4 protein-coding genes are annotated in these 4,049 nt (G+C 32.5%); 3 read left to right on the top strand and 1 reads right to left on the bottom strand.

The window, feature by feature from the left end:
• The 3 genes from BW942_RS18385 to BW942_RS18375 all read left to right on the top strand — a co-directional run.
• Positions 1 to 174: SBBP repeat-containing protein (locus tag BW942_RS18385; protein ID WP_170870530.1), on the top strand; the 174-nt coding region annotated here is incomplete at its 5' end.
• Positions 175 to 403: 229 nt separating this feature from the next.
• A complete protein-coding gene (locus BW942_RS18380) occupies positions 404 to 1,210 on the top strand; it encodes a hypothetical protein (protein ID WP_000549019.1) in 807 nt (268 codons plus the stop codon).
• Between the two features lie 429 nt (positions 1,211 to 1,639).
• Positions 1,640 to 1,948 (top strand): hypothetical protein, encoded by a 309-nt coding sequence (locus tag BW942_RS18375; protein ID WP_000776821.1) that lies wholly within the window; start codon positions 1,640 to 1,642, stop codon positions 1,946 to 1,948.
• Positions 1,949 to 2,805: 857 nt separating this feature from the next.
• Here BW942_RS18375 and BW942_RS18365 read toward each other — a convergent pair.
• Positions 2,806 to 4,049, bottom strand: a 1,244-nt coding sequence (locus tag BW942_RS18365; RefSeq protein WP_082279661.1) for a DUF1561 family protein, incomplete at its 5' end; no start/stop codon positions are given.

Here is a 4,049-nt window from a genome sequence, read left to right as displayed (position 1 = left end):
GGCGGGAACAAACAATGGACAAGACTTTTAGGAATAGCGGGAGTTTCCACAACTGCTTATGGAATTACATCCGATAGTTTAGGAGATCTATATTCAACCGGAATTACTTCCGGAAATTTAGATGGTCAGATCCTAACAGGAACTCAAGATCTATTTGTGTTAAAATACCGATAAATTAAAATTTCATACAGAACATATGATGGAATACTAATATATAAATTATTCTTTTTATAAAAGTGTAATTGTTATCTTTGTATAAAAAATAATTTTAAACGGGCGATTATTTTTGTTGTAAATTTGTCTAAGACTTATCTCAAATCAGATATAAAAAGTGGATAGATTCTAAAGACGTTACTACGTTGAAGAATCAAACACAAAAAACCGCTACAATAAGGATTTGGCCTTGCATAAGATTGTATTTTTAATTTTGATTTTTTTGAGTTTTCCAGCCTTTCTTTTGGCTGAAAAGAAAAAGGTTTATATTCGGAGAGGAGAAGGCGCTCTTCCCATCAAAGATACGTATGTCAACACAGGGATTGTGTTTTTAAGTATTTTTGAATATCCAAAATTTGATCCAAGACAAATGGAAGCAATTTTAATCGGGTTACAAGATAGAACTTATTCCCTTAACTCTAAACATACTTCTTTTGGAATAGAGTCGCCTACGGACTACAAATCGGTTTATTATAGAATCGGTTTTACAAATAGCATCTATTACGCAAGACCTTACGATTCATACTTGAATGCTGCTTATACAAGTAAGTATATCTTGGTAGATCCAAAACCAGAAATAGATGAACTTCAAAACGCATTTTTATTGTTTTCACTTCAATATGTGATTCCTTATATATCAACCGAAATGCGTAACGGTGTTCGATACGAAACTAATAGTATTGATTTAGGAATAAAATACGAATTTAAAATTTTAAACAATTTGCAACTAATCGGAGGAGTTGACGGAGGAATCGGAGTTTGTGCGATTAGAGAAAGTTGCACTTCTTATAATATTAGTCCGTTCGCAGGTTTTAAGTTCGATTTTTGGGACATATCAATCGCTTTCGAAGGATATTATAGGTATGTTTGGCTAGAATTCGGAGCGAGTAGTCTTCATTTAAATATTAAGTCTACGGATACTTATATGATTACTTTATATCGAGAATTTGAAACTGATACTGTAAAAACCATTCTAGAAGAAGCTAAAAAATATTAGAAAAAAGAATCATTATAAAATTCCAAAGTTAAGTTTTTATAGAAAAAACTTATAAGTGTATAATTTAAACGAAGTCTTAATATTAATTTTTTATTATATTGTTTATTCTCATATTTTTCTGTTAAGAGTTTGTCGTAAGAACCGTTCAATGTGGGAACTATTACGAAAATTTAACGACATTAGAACCGCTTGGAAGTTCGCAAATTACGACCTAATTTATAGGAACTACTGCATTTGATTAAAAATTTCTAAAAAGTTATCACATAAAAATCTTTGATATGGTATGTAGGTGAATTATAAAATTTAAGTATATTAGAAAAATGAAATTTTCAAAAATCTTTTGAACAAATTGGATATTTTTAAAATGTTGAATGAGGTGGCGAGTATTGAAATTTTTAACGAAAAAATAGGAGAACAATTTAAAATATTATGAAATTAAGGAATGGCTGCGAAAACATTCTATTTTTTGTATTGTGTATAATTTTAATAATTCCATCGGCAGGGTGTGGTTTGTTGGGAATAAATACCGCAGACTCTGGCATTTCCGTAAATTCTTGGCGTTCACAGTGTATGAGTGAATATTTATTGTTTTCAAATATGGGGACCAATAATTTGAACGGACTTGATAAAGAATTAAACGATCTACTGCTGGCTCAATTGTATTTATGTTGGAGCTTATGCACTGAAAATTCAGAAACACAAAAAGCCATTTTGGGAAAAACTCATTGTGGGGAATAACGGAGCTAATCGTTTTGATCAAGAGAACTCTATAAAATTTATTACTCGGATGTATAAAAATAATACCCGAAATGAACCGTCTATTTTACAAAAATACGGAAGTTCTCAAAAATTGTGTTTAATCTGGAATTGTTGGTTTTTTTAAAGAAGGTTGTATATTAGAATTGTTGAAAAATTAATTTTCCATTGATTTTTATTTCATGGAAACGATCGATTGAGGCGTTTTGTTAATTGTTGCTATGGAATTTTTCAACAACTCTATTCTAATTTTTTAAACAAGCTCATGGCGATATTATTTTTATGTGCCTGGGTAGTAAAAAGAAAGATTTTTAAAACAGATATTTATACATAATATCTTTATTATATGTTTATTTCTTAATTAACGTGAGTTTGGTGTAAGAGAAATTTTTCTAAAAGTATGAGCGCCTACAATTTTAGAATTTGTTCGTAAAATCGCGATTTACTGTAGTTCCCGCACTTGAATACGACGGATTTAAGTGTTATAAACTTCTATTTTATAAATTGTGGTAATTCCTCATTTAAAGAGCCGATTTGTAGAGTTCAGATTTCTAATTTTTCCAGAATCATGAGCTCCTTATGCCGAACTCACATTAATTAAAAATTTATTTTATAATATTTCCTTAAAGTCATTTTTGATTTGTTTGAGCCGATTCAAATTTATTGAGTTTTATTAATTGAGTATATTCTAGTTTTAGTTTTAAAACGAATTATAGTTTTGCCATTAGAGTTGTTAAAAAAATCTATATCTACAAACGATTTTTCCAATTCGTTTTAATGAAAAAAACGGAAGAAAATTAATTTTTCAACAACTCTATTTACTTTCTCAGCTATTAGCTTTAAAATGGCAGAGCACACCTGCCATCCCCCGAACACTGATTTACGGAGGTACTGGATGGGTAATTCCCTGTGCCTCTTCTGTCTTCACCTTCTCCGGTACAGTTATTGTTAGAGATTAAGAAGTCAAAAGTATTTTGATAAAGTCCTCCTAACTCTATCGTTGTAAATCTCGTCAGAGTTACATTTGGTCTTTCCAAGTTAGTAATTATATGATTTGGATCTGTACTGGGTATTAAGGATTGTCTGAAGTTTTCAAGTGTGCGCGAACTAGAAACATTCGTTGGAATTACTACTAATCCTTGAGAGGTTCTAAGAATTGGAACTGAATGTCCTATGAATGTCCCATCTGGGCGCCGCCATCGCAGTATTGCCAACCATATACTTCCGGGAGGGGAATTGATGAGTGAGCTAATGTAAGATAAGATCTCAGGTCGAGTATTAAATGTATTTGATAGAGTCCATTCGTATTGAGGCAACATAGTAATCGCGTAAGCTAATGTCAAAAGCCAGGTTGTGTTATAAGAAGGACCGAAAATATTAATTGCATCACTTAGAGTATTATCCAAAAGCGGATAACGTTGTCTAAACGAGATAAAAGGATCCGCATTAGGAGCCGTATCGAAGAAATAACCTCCTGCCGAAAGAGGTCCTTGAGAATGATACTCTTGTAGCTCTGCTAACATCTGGAAAGTCTGAAGTAAACAAACACCACATATTCCACTATGTTGAGTTTGACGTGTCGTTGATCTTGCTATTGCGTAGAGTCTTTGAATCCATTCCTCAGTTAATTGAAAGTCAGGTGGTAAGGTTCTTTTTATTCTTCTATGTATAATACTTCCGTGTTTACCAGCTGGACAATACTGATCTGTCTTTCCAAGATTAGAATACGTATAACGTGTCCAATCCAGTAAACTTTTATCAAGTACGAACAAAGAAGTGGGACTATTCTTAGTATCCGTTTTGACAAAATCAGGCTTAGCTGCATAAGCAACTCCCCAATTGCTTCCATATCTGGTTACTCTGAGTAGGTTGCCTTTATAATCTGTGATGATTCCTCCTTCTTCCGTTTTAAAAAAGACATTCCAAAAAGCAGGATTATCTTTACTGATCGCTGCGTCACTACATAGTGCCCATGTCACCCAATTCCATTGATTACCACCTACTTGAGAATACATACAGTAGAGAGAACCACTGATTGGATCATACTGAGCAATATGTCCACTTTCAGGATTGTAGTAGAGAG

Source organism: Leptospira interrogans (assembly GCF_900156205.1).
In the GTDB taxonomy this organism is placed as follows: domain Bacteria; phylum Spirochaetota; class Leptospiria; order Leptospirales; family Leptospiraceae; genus Leptospira; species Leptospira interrogans.
This window is presented reverse-complemented; position numbering and strand designations above follow the sequence as displayed.